Annotated in this window: 4 protein-coding genes; 3 read left to right on the top strand and 1 reads right to left on the bottom strand. The window is 71.9% G+C overall.

The genetic code is table 11. From position 1 onward, the window contains the following. On the top strand, positions 1-159 hold a 159-nt coding region (locus tag ACWDVW_RS32500), incomplete at its 5' end, for an acyl-CoA dehydrogenase family protein (RefSeq protein ID WP_449956792.1). Positions 160-220: 61 nt separating this feature from the next. On the opposite strand, the gene ACWDVW_RS32495 is transcribed toward ACWDVW_RS32500, so the two are convergent. Continuing rightward, positions 221-871, bottom strand: coding sequence for a hypothetical protein (locus ACWDVW_RS32495; protein WP_449956789.1), 651 nt, complete (start codon positions 869-871; stop codon positions 221-223). A gap of 23 nt (positions 872-894) precedes the next feature. On the opposite strand from ACWDVW_RS32495, the gene ACWDVW_RS32490 reads away from it, so the two are divergent. Both ACWDVW_RS32490 and ACWDVW_RS32485 read left to right on the top strand, forming a co-directional pair. Continuing rightward, entirely contained in the window at positions 895-1419 is a 525-nt protein-coding gene (locus ACWDVW_RS32490; RefSeq protein WP_449956786.1) for an acyl-CoA thioesterase, read from the top strand. A 131-nt stretch (positions 1420-1550) separates the two neighbouring features. Next, positions 1551-3521 (top strand): acetoacetate--CoA ligase, encoded by a 1971-nt coding sequence (locus tag ACWDVW_RS32485; protein ID WP_449956783.1) that lies wholly within the window; start codon positions 1551-1553, stop codon positions 3519-3521. Positions 3522-3629 lie beyond the last annotated feature (108 nt).

Below are 3629 nucleotides of genomic sequence, written 5' to 3'. Positions count from 1 at the left end.
GAGATCACCACCGACGCGGTGCAGTTGCTCGGCGGGTACGGCTACACCCGGGACTACCCGGTCGAGCGGATGATGCGCGACGCCAAGATCACCCAAATCTACGAGGGCACCAACCAGGTCCAGCGCATCGTGATGGCCCGCCAACTGCTCAAGGACTGACGACGAAGGGCTCCGCCCGGCGGCACCCGGCCACCGGGCGGAGCCCCTCTCCGCTGTTCGATCAGTTGGTCGCGTCGTCGCGTCGCGGCAGGCTGCCGGGCGGTGCCGACCAGGGCGAGGTCCCACTGGTACGCCGGGGCAGCGGCTCGGTCGGCGTGTCGTCCGGGTCCGGGTAGCCGAGGCTCAGCGGCTCGGTGTCCCGTTCCGCTGCCTGCGGGGGCGGCCACTCGGTCACCGGCAGGTCCTGGGTCGTCGCCTCGGCCGGCGGCGGCACCACCGGTGCGGGCGTCGGCCAGCGCCGCCACCGCTGCCCGCTGAACGTCGCCATCAGCAGCAGCAGGCCGATCAGGAACAGGGTGCCGTTCTGCACCGGCAGCCGCAGCGGCAGCGGGTCGCCGAGGAACGCCCAGTCGGCCGGGATGCGCTCGCGTACCCGGAAGGGCGCGACGAACAGCCCGACGTACGGGGTGATCAGCAGCAGCCCGGCCACCAGCGGGCCGAGCGGTGAGATGCGCAGTGTGCCGAGCAGGCCCAACACGATTCCGCCGACGGCGAGATAAACGGCCGGTTCGATCAGGTTTGCCGTGTTCGAGGTGCCGATCTCCACCCACCGGTCGACCGTCCCGGCCGACCCGTCCTGCCCCAGGGTGACCAGCACCCAGGTGACCGGTGCCACCACCAGCCCGGCGAGGAAGCTCCACAGATGTCGCATCCGCGCACCGTACCGTTTCCGCCATGACCGAGCACCTCTCCGCCGCGCCACCAGGCAAGCCGACGTCGTACTCCCGGGTGACCCTCAGCCGGATCATGACGGCGGTCGACGTGAACCTCTACGGCACCGTGCACGGAGGGGTGCTGATGAAGTTCGTGGACGACGTCGCCGGTGCCGCCGCGGCCCGACACAGCGGGGGTACGGCGGTCACCGCCGCGATCGACGAGATCGTCTTCTCCGAGCCGGTCCGGGTCGGCGACCTGATCCATGCGTACGCCCAGATCAACTGGACCGGTTCGACGTCGATGGAGGTCGGCGTACGGGTGATGGCCGAGCGCTGGGACTCGGCCGAGGCGGAGGCGGTGCGGGTGGCCACCGCGTACCTCGTCTTCGTCGGCGTCGAGGTGGGCGGCGCGCCACGGGCGGTGCGGCCGGTGCTGCCGGAGACGCCGGAGGACGAACGTCGCTGGCGTGAGGCGGAGATCCGCCGCGCCCACCGGCTGGCCCGCCGCCGCGCCATCCAGGACGCCCGGGGCGAGTCCGGCTGAGCGGTTGTCGTGGTCCGTGGTGTTAGCAGGGGACCCGGGTACTACCGCAGGCGTTAACAAGGTGCCCTTCCTTAAGATGACGCCACGGCCCACGGCACAGCGTCGTGCCGGGCCAGGGGAGGAGTGGACCAGTGACGGACGTGCTGTGGACGCCGCCGACGGACGTGCTCCAGCGCTCACGCATCGGGACGTACCTGCGGTGGCTGGCCGAGCACCGAGGGCTCGAATTCGCCGACTACGACGCGCTCTGGCAGTGGTCGGTCACCGACCTGGACGCCTTCTGGCGCTCGATCTGGGACCACTTCGAGGTCGTCGCGCACACCCCGCCGACCGCCACGCTGGCCACGCGCGACATGCCGGGGGCGCGGTGGTTCCCCGACGCCACGCTCAACTACGCCGAGAACGTGCTGCGGATGCCCGGCCGGGCCGACGACGACCCGGTGGTGATCGCGCACTCGCAGACCCGCGCGCCGGTCACGCTGACCGCCGCCGAGCTGCGCGAGCAGGTCCGTCGGGTGGCCGCCGGGCTGCGCCGGCTCGGCGTGGGCACCGGCGACCGGGTGGCCGCGTACGCGCCGAACATCCCCGAGACGTACGTGCTGCTGCTGGCCACGGCCAGCCTCGGGGCGATCTTCTCCTCGTGTGCGCCGGAGTTCGGCACCCGCAGCGTCACAGATCGCTGGCAGCAGATCGAGCCGACCGTGCTGGTCGCGGTGGACGGCTACCGCTACGGCGACAAGCCGGTGGACCGGCGTACCGAGGTGGCCGCGATCCGGGCCGCGCTGCCGTCGCTGCGGCACACGGTGAGCATCGCCTACCTCGACCCGTCGGCCCCGCCTCCGGCGGACGCGCTCTCCTGGGCCGACCTGGCCGCGCCGACCGACGAGCCGGCGACGTTCGCCCCGGTCCCGTTCGACCACCCGCTGTACGTGCTCTACTCCTCGGGCACCACCGGGCTGCCCAAGCCGATCGTGCACGGGCACGGCGGCATTCTGCTGGAGCATCTCAAGATGCTCGCCCTGCACCACGACCTCGGTCCGGCCGACCGGTTCTTCTGGTTCACCACCACCGGCTGGATGATGTGGAACTTCCTGGTCTCCGGCCCGGCGGTGGGCGCGACGATCGTGCTGTTCGACGGCAACCCGGGCCACCCGGACCTGGGCGGGCTGTGGCGGTTGGCCGAGGAGACCGGCACCACCTACTTCGGCACCTCGGCGCCGTACCTGCTGGCCTGTCGCAAGGCGGGCCTGGTGCCGCGTGAGATCGCCGACCTGTCCGCGCTGCGCGGGCTGGGATCGACCGGTGCGCCGCTGCCCGCCGAGGGCTTCACCTGGGTGTACGAGTCGGTCGGCACCGACCTGCAACTCCAGTCCCTGTCCGGCGGCACCGACGTGTGCACCGGCTTCGTCGGCGGGGTGCCGCTGCTGCCGGTGCACGCCGGTGAGATCACCTGCCGGGCGCTCGGCGCCAAGGTGGAGGCCCGCTCGGCCGACGGCACCCCGGTCATCGGCGAACTGGGCGAACTGGTCATCACCGCGCCGATGCCCAGCATGCCGGTGGGCTTCTGGAACGACCCCGACGGAAGCCGCTACCGGGAGGCGTACTTCGACGTCTATCCCGGAGTCTGGCGACACGGCGACTGGATCACCATCAACGCGCGCGGCGGCTGCGTGATCACCGGTCGCTCCGACGCCACCCTGAACCGGGGCGGCGTACGTCTGGGCACCGCCGAGTTCTACTCGGTGGTGGAGGGGCTCGACGAGGTCGTCGACTCGGTGGTCGTGCACCTGGAGGACGACGAGGGCGGCGCCGGTGAGCTGCTGCTCTTCGTGGTGCTCGCCGACAGCCTGACCCTCGACGACGACCTGCGGGCGACGATCTCCCGCGAGCTGCGGACCGCCCTCTCGCCCCGACACGTCCCGGACGAGATCCACCAGGTCCGCGCGGTGCCCCGCACCCTGTCGGCGAAGAAGCTGGAGGTCCCGGTCAAGAGGATCCTCACCGGCACCCCGATCGACCAGGCTGCCGCCAAGGGCGCCCTGGCCAACCCCGACTCCCTGACCGCCTTCGCCACCCTCGCCCAATCCCGCCCCACCCCCTAACCTCTCCGGCCCACCCCACGGATCGCCGAGCGGCCGACCGTGAACGCCGAACCGGTCGAGCTGTACGTGGTGGCCGGTTGCTCGCCGACCGACGCCACCGGCACCGGC

Source organism: Micromonospora sp. NPDC003241 (assembly GCF_053589795.1).
This window is presented reverse-complemented; position numbering and strand designations above follow the sequence as displayed.